Below are 15,194 nucleotides of genomic sequence, written 5' to 3' on the forward strand. Positions count from 1 at the left end.
GGGTACGCTACGTAATGGCTTACTTCGCCGGGATCGCCTTCAGCAGTTCAGTCAGAAGCGTCCAGTACTGGCCAACGCTTTCGATATGAACCTGCTCATCCGGAGAGTGCGGGCCAGTAATGGTTGGCCCGATGGAAACCATATCCATGTTCGGATACGGTTTCTTGAACAGACCACATTCCAGACCGGCGTGGATAATCTGGATGTTCGGCGTCTTGTTGAACAGACGCTGATAGGTTTCACGTACCAGATGCATCACCGGAGAGTTAGCGTCCGGCTGCCAGCCAGGATACGCGCCTTTCGCTTCAGTTTTGGCACCCGCCAGTTTGCCCAGAGAATCCAGCATGCTGACCACGTAGTCTTTACCGCTGTCGATGAGCGAGCGGATCAGGCAGTGGATCTCAACGTTGCTGTCGGTCATGGTCACAACGCCCACGTTGAGGGAGGTTTCCACCACGCCTTTCGCTACGTCGGAGTTACGGATAACGCCATTCGGTGTGGCGTTCAGCAGACGAATAAATCCGTCACGAGAAGCCGCAGTCAGCGCCGCTTTGTCGTGGCTAGTGGATTCCAGCAGCACGACCAGATTCTTCTCTTTTTCCGCCAGTTCGTTTTTCAGGATGTCCTGATAAGTGCTGACCAGTGCTTTCAGTGCATCAGCTTTATCTGCCGGAACGGCAACGGTGGTAAAGGCTTCACGCGGAATAGCGTTGCGCAGGGTACCGCCGTTGAAATCGACCAGGCGCAGATCCAGCTCTTCTGCGTGACCGGCCAGGAAGCGCGCCAGCAGCTTGTTGGCGTTGCCCAGACCAACGTGGATTTCACCGCCGGAGTGACCGCCTTTCAGGCCTTTTAACGTCAGTTTGAAGCTCTGGAATCCTGCCGGTACCGCTTCACGGTTCAGCGTCAGGTTAGAGGTGAAGTCAATTCCACCGGCGCAACCCATATAGATTTCGCCTTCTTCTTCGGAATCGGTGTTGATGAGGATATCGGCCTGTAGCCAGTTCGGCTGAAGACCAAACGCGCCGTCCATGCCCGCTTCTTCGGTCATGGTCAGCAGCACTTCCAGCGGACCGTGCTGAACGGCGTCGTCGGCCAGTACCGCCAGGGCAGAAGCCATGCCGATACCGTTGTCTGCGCCAAGGGTGGTGCCACGCGCTTTGACCCACTCGCCATCGATATACGGCTGAATCGGGTCTTTAGTGAAGTCGTGAACGGTGTCGTTATTTTTCTGCGGCACCATGTCGAGGTGCGCCTGCAGGACGACCGGTTTACGGTTTTCCATACCTGCGGTCGCGCCTTTACGAATCAGAATGTTACCAACCTGATCGCGTTCTGCGTGTAAGCCTTTTTCCTTCGCCCAGCCCATGATGTGCGCTGCGAGTTGTTCTTCGTGGTAGGACGGATGCGGGATGGAACAAATTTTGGCAAAAATATCCCACAGCGGTTGCGGGGATAATTGAGACAGTTCAGACACGATAAGTCTCCTTACGGCATTCTGCAAAAGTCGCTTGCAGGTAAAGGGTTAGCTAATTCATTTTCAACACAAGCAGTGCTTGCGAGATGGTGTTCGAGAATACCACTTTCTGCTTGCTCTGGTAGTGCCAGGCATGCAAAAAGAGCAGGCTCCGCCGCTTAACGCTGGTTTTTAGTGCGCCAGATCTCTATAATCTCGCGCAACCTTTTCCCCCTCGAACACTTTTTAAGCCGTATTAGACAGGCTGGGATATATGACATGAGCGAAAAATACGTCGTCACCTGGGACATGTTGCAGATTCACGCCCGCAAGCTGGCAAGCCGCCTGCTGCCCGCTGAACAGTGGAAAGGCATTATTGCCGTTAGCCGTGGTGGTCTGGTACCAGGCGCCCTGTTGGCCCGTGAGCTGGGAATTCGTCATGTGGATACCGTTTGCATCTCCAGCTATGACCACGACAATCAGCGTGAGCTGACCGTTCTGAAGCGCGCTGAAGGTGACGGTGAAGGCTTCATCGTTATCGACGATCTGGTTGATACGGGTGGTACTGCGGTTGCTATCCGCGAAATGTATCCAAAAGCTCACTTCGTTACCATTTTTGCTAAACCGGCTGGTCAGCCGCTGGTAGACGATTATGTGATTGATATCCCTCAGGATACCTGGATTGAACAGCCGTGGGATATGGGCGTAGTCTTCGTACCGCCAATCTCTGGCCGATAATCGCCAACGTATTTTGTAAAATAACGCCCGGTTTAGCCGGGCGTTATTCATTTTGGGCGCGGGCAGGTTACAATAAGGGCAGTATCGTTCTCATGGAGGCTGCGCGATGTCAGAGGCTAACCTCAGCGAAACCCTGTTCAAACCCCGGTTCAAGCATCCGGAAACATCTACTCTGGTCCGTCGAGCGCATCGCGACCATCAACCCGCTATGCATCTGGCACTGGAAGGCCAGAGCACCCCGCACTGGTATCGGATGGTCAACCGCCTGATGTGGGTCTGGCGCGGCGTCTCTCCGCAGGAGATTCTTGACGTGCAGTCGCGTATCGTCATGAGTGATGCCGAACGCACCGATCCTGAGCTCTACGACACGGTTGTGGGTTACCGTGGTGGCAACTGGATCTACGAGTGGGCGAAACAGGCGATGCTCTGGCAGCAAAAAGCCTGCCAGGAGACGGATGAAAAGCTGAGTGGGCGCCACTGGATGCACGCCTCCAAGCTCTATAGTATTGCCGCTTATCCGCACCTTAAAGGCGATGACCTGGCCGAGCAGGCTCAGGCGTTGGCTAACCGTGCTTTTGAAGAGGCGGCGCAGCGCTTGCCTGGCACCATTCGTGAACTGGAGTTTACCATTCCGGATGGCCCGTCCGTGGTGGGCTTCTTACATATGCCCGGCGGCGAAGGACCATTCCCAACCGTGCTGATGTGCGGTGGTCTTGATGCTCTGCAGAGCGATTATTACAACCTCTACGAGAACTATTTAGCGCCACTGGGTATTGCGATGCTGACGCTCGATATGCCTTCAATTGGATTCTCGTCAAAGTGGAAACTCACCCAGGATTCCAGTTTTCTGCACCAGCACGTACTGAAGTCACTGCCGAATATTCCCTGGGTCGATAATACCCGCGTGGCGGCGTTTGGTTTCCGCTTTGGTGGGAATATTGCGGTGCGTCTGGCTTATCTGGAATCCTCCCGGTTGCGGGCCGTCGCCTGTCTTGGGCCGGTCGTACATCATCTCCTGGTCGATCCGGCGCGTCAGGGCAGCGTACCGGAGATGTACCTCGACGTACTGGCCTCGCGGCTGGGTATGCACGATTCTTCGGATGAGGCGCTGCGCGTCGAGCTAAACCGTTACTCCCTGAAAACCCAGGGACTGCTGGGACGCCGTTGTCCAACCCCGATGCTTTCCGGCTTCTGGCAGAACGACCCGTTCAGCCCGGAAGAGGAATCGCGTTTAATCACCTCGTCATCCGCCGAGGGAAAATTATTATCGATTCCGTTTAATCCGGTGTATCGCAATTTTGACAAAGCTTTGAAGGAAATTGCCACATGGATCAACCGGCAATTAAGTTAATATATTGCTAAATTTTATTGATTTGGTAAAACAGTTGCATCACTAAAGGAGATCGCAATGACGTTACCGAGTGGACATCCGAAAAGTAGACTGATCAAGAAATTTGCTGCGCTTGGCCCTTATATTCGCGAAGAACAGTGTGAAGATACTCGCTTTTTTTTCGACTGCCTTGCTGTATGTGTAAATGTTAAACCGGCTCCGGAAAAGCGTGAATTCTGGGGCTGGTGGATGATTATGGAAGCGCAGGAAAAGCGTTTTACCTACAGCTACCAGTTCGGTCTTTATGACAAAGACGGCAAGTGGCAGCCGACGGTTATCAAGGACAGCGAAGTGACTGAGAAGCTTGAGCTAACGCGGCGCACGTTCCATGAACGTGTTAAAGAGCTGCTGGCTGGCCTGGGCCTTGAGTTCGAACCTGCGGATGATTTTAACGAAGAAGCCGTCAGGCTTTCGGCCTGAAGATAAAATAAAAAGAGCCCTTCATCAGAAGGGCTCTTTTTTTATGGCGGGAATTAGAACTGGTAAACCAGACCTAATGCCACCACGTCGTCATTGTTCAGACCGAGTTTGTTGTCATCGCTCAGCTGGTTGATTTTGTAATCCACAAACGCTGACATGTTTTTATTGAAGTAGTAGGTTGCCGCGACGTCGATGTATTTCACCAGGTCAGCATCGCCAACGCCTTCAATATCCTTACCTTTGGACTGGATATATCCGATGGACGGACGCAGGCCAAAGTCGAATTGGTACTGGGCGACCACTTCGAATGCCTGGTTTTTATTCGCAAAACCGCTCACGCTGGTATTTACGCCGTTAATTGAAGCGGTACCAGAAATTGGCGTCATATTGCGGGTTTCCGCATAGATAGCGGCCAGGTAGACGTTGTTAGCATCATATTTCACGCCGGTGGTCCAGGCTTCTGCGTTGGCGCCGTGGCCCAGGCGCTGGCTTTCCTGCGCCTGAGTACGGTCGGAGTTAGCATAGGCAGCACCCAGGGTGAAACCAGAATCGCCGAAGTCGTAGCTCAGAGAAGTACCGAAGCCGTCACCGTTCGCTTTGCTGGCGGCACGGGCGTCGTTTTCGTTTTTACCCTGATATTGCAGCGCCAGCTTCAGACCGTCTACCAGACCGAAGAAGTTGTTGTTGCGATAGGTCGCCATGCCGTTACCACGGCCGGTCATGAAGTTGTCGGTTTTAACGAAGGAGTCATCACCGAATTCTGGGATCATATCGGTGTAAGCGGCGACGTTATACAGTACGCCGTAGTTACGACCGTAATCGAATGAGCCGTAGTCACCGGCTTTCAGGCCAGCAAACGCCAGACGGGTTTTAGCGGTATTCGGATCGCCTTCCACACGGTTTGCGGCAACCTGGTATTCCCACTGACCGTAACCTGAAAGCTGGTCGTTAATCTGGGTCGCGCCTTTAAAGCCCAGACGGATATAAGACTGGTCACCGTCGACAGCATTGTTGTCGCTCATGTAGTGCTCAGCTTTAACCCTGCCGTACAGATCCAGTTTGTTCCCGTCTTTGTTATAAATTTCTGCAGCCTGGGCAGCCAGAGAGGTCATTGCGCCCATTACCACTAATGCCAGTGTGCTTTTTTTCATTTTCATTCCCGAGTTTTCAAACGCGCTAATATTCGTGGGATCTCTGTCCCGTGAAAAACAGAGAGGTTTTTAACCCTCTGAAATGAAAGTTTTATGACAAAGTAAGAATAATTTTAAAAAACTGTGTTTTCATGTTTCTGTCATAAAAATGTCAAATGTTGCAGGCAGGCTTGCTGATCCCGCGCAATAAAGTGTTACGCCTTGTGCCGTGGGAGTTGGCAAGCGGCCTGACACCTGTTAAAACGTCACTTCAACATCAAATTTCCTCTTATTGTGAACGGCAGAGAATCATGAGTGACAGCCAGACGCTGGTGGTAAAACTGGGCACCAGTGTTTTAACGGGCGGATCGCGCCGCCTGAACCGCGCCCATATCGTGGAGTTGGTGCGCCAGTGCGCACAGTTGCATGCCGCAGGGCATCGTATTGTAATTGTGACTTCCGGGGCGATTGCCGCCGGACGAGAGCACCTTGGCTACCCTGAACTGCCCGCGACGATTGCCTCCAAACAGCTGCTGGCGGCGGTAGGGCAAAGCCGTTTGATTCAGCTCTGGGAACAACTGTTCTCTATTTACGGCATTCACGTTGGCCAGATGCTGCTGACCCGAGCCGACATGGAAGACCGCGAGCGTTTCCTCAACGCACGTGACACCCTGCGCGCGCTGCTCGACAACAACATCGTTCCGGTGATTAACGAAAACGATGCGGTTGCTACTGCCGAAATCAAAGTTGGCGACAATGACAATCTTTCCGCACTGGCGGCTATTCTCGCCGGTGCCGATAAACTGCTGCTGCTGACCGATCAGCAGGGCCTTTTCACCGCCGACCCGCGTAACAACCCGCAGGCGGAGCTGATTAAAGACGTTTATGGTATTGATGACGCGCTGCGCGCTATTGCGGGAGACAGCGTCTCTGGCCTGGGGACTGGCGGTATGGGCACCAAGCTGCAGGCCGCCGATGTTGCCTGCCGTGCGGGCATTGACACCATCATCGCCGCCGGGAGTCGCCCTGGGGTGATTGGTGATGTGATGGAAGGGGTTTCTGTAGGTACCCGCTTCCATGCTCAGGCATCACCGCTGGAAAACCGTAAACGCTGGATCTTTGGTGCACCGCCAGCGGGTGAAATTACCGTCGATGAAGGGGCAACCAGCGCAATTCTGGAACGTGGGAGCTCATTGCTTCCGAAAGGAATTAAAAGCGTGACAGGTAACTTCTCCCGTGGTGAAGTGATTCGTATCTGTAATCTTGAAGGCCGCGACATCGCCCACGGCGTTAGCCGTTATAACAGCGATGCGCTGCGCCGCATTGCGGGGCATCATTCGCAGCAGATTGACGCCATTCTTGGCTACGAGTACGGCCCGGTTGCCGTACATCGTGACGATATGATCACCCGTTAAGGAGACCACCATGCTGGAACAAATGGGGATCGCCGCCAAAGCGGCATCTTACCAACTGGCGCTACTCTCCAGCCGCGAGAAAAATCGGGTGCTGGAAAAAATTGCCGATTATCTGGAAGCACAGACTGAGACTATCCTCGAGGCCAACCAGCAGGATCTCGCCGAAGCGCGAGCCAACGGCCTGAGCGATGCGATGCTCGATCGTCTGGCGCTCACCCCAGCGCGTTTGCAGAGCATTGCAAACGACGTGCGTCAGGTATGCAACCTGGCGGATCCGGTTGGGCAGGTGATTGACGGCGGGCTACTCGACAGCGGTCTGCGTCTTGAGCGCCGCCGCGTGCCGCTTGGCGTTATTGGTGTCATTTATGAAGCTCGTCCGAACGTGACGGTGGATGTCGCCTCGCTGTGCCTGAAAACCGGCAATGCGGCCATCCTGCGCGGCGGGAAAGAGACCTGGCGCACCAACGCTGCCACCGTAAAAGTTATCCAGCAGGCGCTGGAAGAGTGCGGTCTGCCGGCTGGTGCGGTACAGGCGATTGAAAGCCCGGATCGTGCGCTGGTCAGCGAAATGCTGCGCATGGATAAATACATCGACATGCTGATCCCTCGCGGTGGTGCAGGTTTGCATAAGCTGTGCCGCGAGCAGTCGACGATCCCGGTGATCACCGGTGGGATTGGCGTATGTCACATTTTCGTCGACGAGAGTGCTGAAATTGCTCCGGCGTTGAAAATCATCGTCAACGCCAAAACGCAGCGCCCGAGCACCTGTAATACCGTCGAGACGCTGCTTGTTCATCAGAACATTGCCGATAGCTTCCTGCCTGCGCTGAGTAAGCAGATGGCAGAGAGTGGCGTAACGCTGCATGCGGCCGACAACGCCATAACGCTGCTGAAAAATGGTCCAGCGAAGGTTGAGGCGGTGAAAGCAGAGCAGTACGACGACGAGTTCCTGTCGCTGGATCTGAACGTGAAGGTGGTTACTGGTATTGATGACGCTATCGCCCATATTCGCCAGCACGGAACTCAGCACTCGGATGCGATTCTGACCCGGACTCTGCGCAACGCCGACCGCTTCATCAACGAAGTGGATTCGTCAGCCGTGTACGTGAATGCTTCCACCCGCTTTACCGACGGCGGCCAGTTTGGCCTGGGCGCGGAAGTGGCGGTGAGCACACAAAAACTGCACGCCCGCGGTCCGATGGGCCTGGAAGCGCTGACCACTTACAAATGGATCGGCATCGGCGACGATACGATTCGTGCGTAACTAACAAAGGGTGATGCAAAAGTAGCCATTTGATTCCCAAGGCCATTGACGCATCACCCTGATAGTTTTAACCTTCTACACCGTGCTTCACGTTCGTGAACCCCTCTCAGGGCCGATATAGCTCAGTTGGTAGAGCAGCGCATTCGTAATGCGAAGGTCGTAGGTTCGACTCCTATTATCGGCACCATTTCAAGATCTATCGAAGTTTACTCAAGTCCTCAAAGCCTCAACCCTTTCTCAATATTTTGAGGTCGAGTGAAGTACACCTTAATCTACATTATTTTGGGATATATGCTGTTCGGTCTAAATGAGATACCGCCAACGGAGCTCGCTACTGGCGCTTAAAACCCCGTGTGGATGGCAAAGAGAGACTCCTGGCTTTAGGTGTTTACCCTGCAGTTGCCCCTGCTGATGCTCGTTCAAATCGAGGTGAGGCGAAGAGGGGGATCTCTGGGAATATCTAAGCGAGAAGAGAAGATTACTCGGGTTCTGGTTGTAAAGAATACATTTAACGAAATCGTTCTGGAATGGTATGAAAGCAAACTTAAGAAGTGGTCTGCTGGAAATGCTTCTGACATCCTCGAAGCGCGCAACAAAGACATTTTTCCTTTTATCGGCAATATAGTGATCTCGGAAATGAAGCCCGGGGGGCAACAGAGAAAGCCAAAAGAGTACGCCAACGTTTCGGGGAAGTTTTTCGCTTTGCCATCGTTACTGGGCGTGCTAAGTATAGCCCCACCTCTAATCTAACCATTTCAATGCAAAGTCATCAGTCCAATCATCACCCCCATTTTAACTGACAGGTGTTAGAACCGGAAAGATAAGAGTTACCTCATGAGATGAATTTGAAGGGGAAATATGGGAAGTACCTGCGGAAAGAATAAAAAGGCGCCGCCAATATATTGTTCTTTTGTCAGAACAGGTCATTATACTGGCAACAAAAATTTCTGCCTTGAGATTTTTTTACTATATCTGACGGTGATTTTTGTGAGCTTAGCGCTCTCAAAAGATGGTTGAAAGGCTTTGCATAGAGGAGATGTTTTTTTCTGGAGTCAGAAATTGTCAGTTTTGCTGGTAGAAAAAAAGCCATTCAAATGTTCAGTTATGGTTATCTTCTTGATAGGATTAATCCGAATACTTTCGATTGGGATAGGGATATGAAGATAACTTTGATTGCAACATTAGTGGGCATAACGATGTTAACCGGGTGTGGACCACAAGAGTTAACCCCCGAACAAAAACAGGAAGTTTCTGCACTTAAGGCTGAATTGTCCCAAACGGAGGGGGAAATCTCAGCAGCGAAAGACGTTGACCAACAATTTTCTGGTGGGCTAATAAAGAATTTAACTACCGCAAGATTGGAGGTTTTAGGAACTAATAAGGCTCTTTTAGAACAGCGTATAAATGCTATTGAGTCCGGAGCCAAAATTGATGTAGTTATCTCTGGTACCAAGCCAGACCCTGAACTTGCGGCCTCTATTAAAACAGAGATAGATAATCTGACTGCAAAAATCAACGAAGCTAAAGCAGATGCCAGCCAGTACAGTGGTGGTTTAATACAGGTACTTAAACTATCAGCCGTTGCTACTGAAGAACAAAGCATGGCTATGCTGCAGCAAAGATATCTTACCGCTAAGTATGGGCTTGCGGAAGTTAGGCTGGCGCCGGTTCAGGATAATGTCGCAGCCACCAGCGCTAAGAAGGAGGCTACAGCTAAAACTATCCAGGAACATCCCCCTCTGCTGCCACCTTCTGAAGGTCCGTTCGGTCTGGAGGCTGGGCTGACCCAAAAAAATATCGAAGACATGATCGGGGAAAAACTAGAACGACTTCCTGAGGGGTTGAATCTGTATGTTTCCGATAAATTACCAAAGCCAAATTCTGAATTTGATATGTATGGCTTGTTGATCTCACCTAATGTTGGCTTATGTCAAATTACAGCTGTTGGTAAACTCATTGATACCGATAGTTATGGGCTTGCTCTGAAATCCAAGTTTGAATATTTAAGAGCCCCACTCAGTTCGCTTTATGGAAAGGCAAAAACCAAAGACCTTTTACTGGCCGGTTCAGTATGGAAAGAACCTCAGGACTGGATGATGGGGCTAAGCAAAAAAGAACGCTTCTTATCTGCCACCTGGAAGGGAACAAAAGAAATGCCACTTAAAAATAATATTGCCACTATATTCATTGAGGCTAGGTCGAAAGATTCCGAACAAGGTAATGTTCACCTGCAGTATTCATTCACAAATTATGATGTTTGTGAAGCTGAGTTTGAGAAAACAAAAAAAAGCTCTCTTTAATCATCCTGGATTAGGCCCCTTAACAAGGGGCTTTAATTGTAAAAAATAACTAAATGTATTCAATGAATGAAAACTTAGCCCAATTGTTTGAAATATATTAAAAGATATACTGTTAGATACCGTCACCCTCTCTTTTATTTTTTGCAATACCTTTAGTTTTTATCGGTAAGCGCGGGCTAAGCATAACAATCTGGCTTATGACCGTGTTCATAGCCCCAGGTCTTTGTGTAGCAGAAACGTGGCTGGTGGCACGACCAATATACCATGCCGAGGCATACTTCCATCTTAAGTGGGCCAAGCGAATGTGCGTGCTCTATGCTTTATGTTCAGCTGAATTCTTGTTGGTGCCTTATATTTCGCAAATTTTTCATCCGCAACGTACCCGACGTTGTCGTTATGAGGAAAATGCACACGCTTGTTGACGCTTCGCACTTCACTTGTCAGCTCCCGGCACCAGTTTGTTTATAGCGAGGTATTTCTGCCGACAGTTTACGAAGCGCTGTCGAGGATGCCATGCGAGAAACCGCAAAGTTCGGGTTAGCTGTGCTAATGAAAACCTTCCTGGACACCGATCCGAATCAGGGAACTTTCTGCAAAGTCCGACTGCGTTTTGATGGCGCTATAGCGGGCAGACAAGCATCCGCTGAACCCATCTTCATTTTTGCTATCCTTGGGAAACCCATGAAAAAATAAATAGATGCTGGAAAATAATCTAAATACAGCTTAAAAGAGAAGAGTAATCCAATTCTCCAGGGGCGTCGAAAACAGCAATTCACTGAACGATGCCCCTTGAGAAAATATGTTTATTCAGAGCGGAATACACATATCCATCTGTAAGGATAAAAGGATGACACTAAGGGCAGGAGTTGTACTGTTGTTGCTGGCGTTCGGCAGCCAGGCGCGTGATATGCAGACCATTACCCACAGCGGTGTGCTGAAGATTGGGGTCCCGGGTGACTACGCACCACTGGCCTTCCATAACAAGGCCGGTGAACTGCTTGGCTACGATATCGATATGGCAAGAGATCTCGGTAAAACTCTGGGGCTCAGGGTGGACTTCGTCCAGACTAGTTGGCCGACACTCTCTACCGATCTGAAAGCTGACAGGTTTGATATTGCTATGGGCGGCGTCACCCGCACACAAGAGCGGGAAAAGGCGTTTGCCCTGAGCCAGCCTGTCGTTGCCAATGGGAAAATTGCCCTGTCTAACTGCCAGGTCGCACCCTTGCTCGGAAGCCTGAAGCAAATTGACCGCCCGGAGGTGAAGGTGGTGGTCAATCCAGGGGGAACCAATCAGAGTTATGTGGATAAGTATATTAAGCATGCGCAGATTATTCGGGTGAAGAACAACGTGGATAATCTGCAGGCGCTGAGGGATAAAACTGCCGACATGATGGTTACCGACCTTATTGAAGGTATCTGGTATCAGGAGCAGGAGCCGGGTGTATTCTGCGTGGCAACGAAACAGCCGCTACCAGGTACGGAGAGCTATAAGGTTTATATGATGAGTAAGGATAATCCGCAGTTGCTGGAGAAAACTAATCAGTGGCTGATGAAACGGGATCACACCGTACTCAAGCACCAGTGGAAAATAGCAGAGTAAGTTATATGTTGTTTCCGCGCATCACCCATAAAACCAGGTCAGGATAATTGAAGCGAAAGTGATCACAGGGGCAAGCCTGTTAATGCTCATGAGCTGTGCTTACGTCGAATGGCTGACAACCTCAGCGGATAGCTAATATTGAAAGCTGGTATGGGGATGTATAACAAAACGATCGGCCTTTAAAAAAGGCCGATCGGGCTACGCGCTTCACTCCTTACTATCGGGGAATCAACGCAAACACACCCCAGCCAAAGTATTCCCGTGCGTAGGTGACGTGGCGTGCTGGCGATATGGTCAGCTCCGCCCGAACCTCCTTCGCAAATTCGTCGTCAGGGTTTTCCTCCAGCCAGCGGCGCATGGTCATCCATTTTGCTGCTTCGTAACGGTCCCAGCCTTCCTGATCTGCCAGTACCATCTCCACCACGTCAAAACCCTGCTCGCCAAAAGAGGCGACAAGCTCGGAGAGTGTGAGAAAGTCTGCGATGGAAGAGACGCCGCAGGCCCGGGCGATGTCTTCCGTCGCCGGGACCTGACGCCAGTATGGTTCGCCGATGAGAATCATACCGCCTGGTCTGAGGCTTCTCGCCAGCAGATCAATCGTCCCGACGACGCCACCGGCAATCCAGGTGGCACCTACGCAGGCCGCGATGCCACATTTTTCATCCGCAACGTACCCGGCGGCGTCGTTATGAATAAAATGCACACGCTTGCTGACGCCGAGCTCCTCTGCTCGCCGCTTTGCCTGCGCGATGAAGAGTGGGCTCATATCAATGCCGGTACCGGTGATAGCGTAATTGCGTGCCCAGGTACAAAGCATCTCTCCCGAGCCGCTGCCCAGATCGAGTATGCGTGTGCCTGGCTTCATGCGTAATACGCGCCCTAGTGTGGCGTATTTTTCCGGCGTAAACGGGTTGTGGATACGGTGTTCGCTTTCGCTAATAGTAAAAATCCGGGGAATATCCATCATCCTCTCCTTAACGATTGTCCGGTTGAGCGCGAACGTTGTTCAGGCCCATGGTATTGATGCGGTAGGGCTGACCGTTGACGGATTTGATAAGCTTCTTGGTTTTGAGTTTTTTAAAGACGGCGAGCGTGCAGTCGCTGAGCAGCAGCCCTTCGCGGCTGTAGCATTCCACAGAGGTGACGCGGCCTGACGAATCGCGGACGTGCGCAATTCGTCCACCTTTAGCGAGAACGTGTAAGGTACGTTGTTCCTGACGGGATAAATTCATACTGGAAAACCTGTTTAATCATCATGTGCAAAACGTGCAAACACACAGCGGTGTCCGCAGTTGATTTCAGCGCATTGATAATCAGTCTGGCCTGAATAGGTCAGTAAGCTGATTATCGGATGATTACATTCTCCAGCATCAAAGCCTCGGGTTGAGTTGAAAGGTATTTAACGGGTGAATAATAACACCTGTTTTTTATAAGTGAATAGCCAGGGTTGAAAAATGTGAACCTGAAGAGTGCCTTTCATGCAAGGCTAACGCCGTCCTGGTTGACCCTTTATTGAGCGCTTATAGTCTACATTGCTAGCATGACTAACTTCAGAGCCCATTGAGATGACTAAATTTTTTTCGGTACCAGGATTCGCCACTGCCGTTTCATCGCTACTGCTATCTACCGCTGGGGTATGCGCTGCGGCAACTGAGGTCGCTACAAACTACACGCCAATCCCGGAGGAGCGAGGGCTGACGGAAGCCGCCAGGCAATACTTGCTGCGCTACCCCTCCGTAAGTGGCGTTGATGGCAAAACGAAGCGTGAAGATACCGCTGCCGTGTTTATTCCCTTTGGCGCAACACCTGCGGGTGGCTGGCCGGTGGTGGTGTGGGCGCACGGCACCGTGGGGGTGGCAAACCACTGTGCTCCATCATTAAATGTGCGTTCCGATCGCGATAAACAGTACCTGAATACCTGGCTGTCGCTGGGATATGCCGTCGTGGCGCCAGACTACGCGGGGCTTGGCTCCGCTGGTCTGCACCATTACCTCGACGCCCGCGGCGAGGCCTGGAGCGTGCTGGACGCTGTGCGGGCAGCGCTGAAAACCTTCCCGCTGAAAAACGATCTCATTCTGGTTGGGCAATCTCAGGGGGCCCACGCCGCATTCTCCAGCGCCGGTTTTCAACCGCAGTATGCGCCGGAGCTTAACATCCGTGCCACGGTATTGACCGGTACACCTTATTTCGACAAAGGCACCACGGCTGCAGATATTTTACCGCCGGCGAAGGGGGCCTTACCGACGACGGGTGACCCCAAAATACCGTACATTTTTTATATTTATCTTTCTGCCGCTGATGCCGATCCTTCACTTAAACCTTCTGATTATTTCCAGGAAAAAGCATTACCGTACCTGCAAATGGCCAGTCAGCAGTGCATCACTCCTCTGAGCGATGCCACCATGCAGGCGGGGTTAAATGCGGCGAATACCTTGAAACCAGGTATTGAATCTCTGCTTAGTACTCAGGTCAGTACGCTGCGCTACCCTACGCTGAAGCTCTCGCACCCGGTATTTATCGGAATGGGCGACAAGGATGTCAACGTACCTACCTCGATGCAAATGCGATTCGCCGAGGCGGTAAAATCCGCAGGTACTGCGGCCGATGTTCATGTGTATGAGGGGCTGGATCACAGCGGCACCGTGAACCCATCGCTGCGTGACTCTGTGCCCTTTATCTTCAGGGCCAATGCTCAATCAAGAAATGCCCAGTAACATCAGTATTGAATTTGAAGTTATGTTATAATATAACAATCGCTCTCAAATAATTAATGAGGGTGAAATTTTGGCTATTCATTTTGAAAAATTATCGATAGCTCTGGGGATGTTGTTTATCAGTGGTCAGGCGTTGGCGCATGGTGACCACTCCCACGGTGTTCCCATGAGCGACATTGAGAAAAAAGCTTCAGAAGGTGTTTTCGACGATAAGAACGTTAAAGACCGCGAGCTGAGCGATTGGGATGGGGTCTGGCAATCCGTTTATCCGTATCTGGTGAGTGGCGAGTTGGATCCTGTTTTCAAAAAGAAAGCGGAGAAAGATAAGAGTAAAACCTTCAACGAGGTGAAGGAGTATTACCGCAAAGGATATGCAACAGACGTGGATACTATCGGCATTGAAAACGGTGTTATGGAATTTCACACCGGGAACAAGGTTGCGTCCTGCAAATATGACTATGCCGGGTATAAAATCCTGACCTACACATCAGGAAAAAAGGGCGTCCGCTACCTTTTTGAGTGCCACGACGCGAGCAGTAAAGCCCCGAAATTTGTTCAGTTCAGTGACCACATCATCGCCCCGCGCAAATCAGCTCACTTCCATATCTTCATGGGTAACACCTCGCAGCAGGCGCTGTTAGCAGAAATGGACAACTGGCCGACTTACTATCCTTATCAGCTAAAGAACGATCAGGTGATTGACGATATGCTGCATCACTAGCAAAGAGGCGGGAAGTAACAATCGTTTTTCATCATCATTGCCT

At 51.2% G+C, this 15,194-nt stretch carries 13 protein-coding genes, 1 tRNA gene and 1 pseudogene; 11 read left to right on the forward strand and 4 right to left on the reverse strand.

The genetic code is table 11. From position 1 onward, the window contains the following. Positions 1-19 precede the first annotated feature (19 nt). A complete protein-coding gene (pepD, locus tag GYRE_RS06985) occupies positions 20-1,477 on the reverse strand; it encodes a cytosol nonspecific dipeptidase (protein WP_038254111.1) in 1,458 nt (485 codons plus the stop codon). A gap of 258 nt (positions 1,478-1,735) precedes the next feature. Between pepD and gpt the strand changes: the two genes are divergently transcribed. From gpt to crl, 3 genes are all read left to right on the forward strand, one after another. Next, a complete protein-coding gene (gene gpt, locus GYRE_RS06990; RefSeq protein ID WP_038254113.1) occupies positions 1,736-2,194 on the forward strand; it encodes a xanthine phosphoribosyltransferase in 459 nt (152 codons plus the stop codon). Positions 2,195-2,300: 106 nt separating this feature from the next. Then, positions 2,301-3,545, forward strand: a complete 1,245-nt coding sequence (frsA, locus tag GYRE_RS06995) for an esterase FrsA (protein WP_006818614.1) — start codon at positions 2,301-2,303, stop codon at positions 3,543-3,545. Positions 3,546-3,602: 57 nt separating this feature from the next. Next, positions 3,603-4,004, forward strand: a complete 402-nt coding sequence (crl, locus tag GYRE_RS07000; protein ID WP_038254115.1) for a sigma factor-binding protein Crl — start codon at positions 3,603-3,605, stop codon at positions 4,002-4,004. Between the two features lie 53 nt (positions 4,005-4,057). Here crl and GYRE_RS07005 read toward each other — a convergent pair whose 3' ends face one another. After that, positions 4,058-5,155 carry a porin gene (locus GYRE_RS07005; RefSeq protein ID WP_038254117.1) on the reverse strand — a complete coding sequence of 366 codons (1,098 nt, stop codon included), beginning with the start codon at positions 5,153-5,155 and terminating at the stop codon, positions 4,058-4,060. Positions 5,156-5,445: 290 nt separating this feature from the next. Here GYRE_RS07005 and proB point away from each other — a divergent pair, with 290 nt between their 5' ends. From proB to GYRE_RS07040, 6 genes and pseudogenes are all read left to right on the forward strand, one after another. After that, a complete protein-coding gene (proB, locus tag GYRE_RS07010) occupies positions 5,446-6,549 on the forward strand; it encodes a glutamate 5-kinase (RefSeq protein WP_038254119.1) in 1,104 nt (367 codons plus the stop codon). Positions 6,550-6,559: 10 nt separating this feature from the next. Beyond that, positions 6,560-7,813 carry a glutamate-5-semialdehyde dehydrogenase gene (gene proA / locus GYRE_RS07015; RefSeq protein ID WP_038254120.1) on the forward strand — a complete coding sequence of 418 codons (1,254 nt, stop codon included), beginning with the start codon at positions 6,560-6,562 and terminating at the stop codon, positions 7,811-7,813. Between the two features lie 111 nt (positions 7,814-7,924). Then, positions 7,925-8,000 (forward strand) — tRNA-Thr (locus GYRE_RS07020). A gap of 133 nt (positions 8,001-8,133) precedes the next feature. After that, positions 8,134-8,759, forward strand: a pseudogene (locus GYRE_RS24950) (tyrosine-type recombinase/integrase); the annotation flags it as partial. A gap of 211 nt (positions 8,760-8,970) precedes the next feature. Continuing rightward, positions 8,971-10,113 carry a hypothetical protein gene (locus GYRE_RS07030; RefSeq protein ID WP_038254293.1) on the forward strand — a complete coding sequence of 381 codons (1,143 nt, stop codon included), beginning with the start codon at positions 8,971-8,973 and terminating at the stop codon, positions 10,111-10,113. An 847-nt stretch (positions 10,114-10,960) separates the two neighbouring features. Beyond that, positions 10,961-11,716, forward strand: a complete 756-nt coding sequence (locus tag GYRE_RS07040) for a transporter substrate-binding domain-containing protein (protein WP_038254123.1) — start codon at positions 10,961-10,963, stop codon at positions 11,714-11,716. Positions 11,717-11,933: 217 nt separating this feature from the next. Here GYRE_RS07040 and GYRE_RS07045 read toward each other — a convergent pair whose 3' ends face one another. Continuing rightward, the gene (locus GYRE_RS07045) at positions 11,934-12,680 is read right to left on the reverse strand and encodes an SAM-dependent methyltransferase (RefSeq protein ID WP_038254124.1); all 747 of its coding nucleotides are present in this window, start codon (positions 12,678-12,680) and stop codon (positions 11,934-11,936) included. A gap of 10 nt (positions 12,681-12,690) precedes the next feature. Then, entirely contained in the window at positions 12,691-12,948 is a 258-nt protein-coding gene (locus GYRE_RS07050; RefSeq protein ID WP_038254127.1) for a YjhX family toxin, read from the reverse strand. 333 nt (positions 12,949-13,281) lie between these two features. On the opposite strand from GYRE_RS07050, the gene GYRE_RS07055 reads away from it, so the two are divergent. Both GYRE_RS07055 and zinT read left to right on the forward strand, forming a co-directional pair. Further along, positions 13,282-14,430, forward strand: a complete 1,149-nt coding sequence (locus tag GYRE_RS07055; protein WP_038254129.1) for an alpha/beta hydrolase — start codon at positions 13,282-13,284, stop codon at positions 14,428-14,430. 70 nt (positions 14,431-14,500) lie between these two features. Beyond that, the gene (zinT, locus tag GYRE_RS07060; RefSeq protein ID WP_038254132.1) at positions 14,501-15,151 is read left to right on the forward strand and encodes a metal-binding protein ZinT; all 651 of its coding nucleotides are present in this window, start codon (positions 14,501-14,503) and stop codon (positions 15,149-15,151) included. Positions 15,152-15,194: the final 43 nt, after the last annotated feature.

The organism is Yokenella regensburgei ATCC 49455 (assembly GCF_000735455.1).
Taxonomy (GTDB): Bacteria; Pseudomonadota; Gammaproteobacteria; order Enterobacterales; family Enterobacteriaceae; genus Yokenella; species Yokenella regensburgei.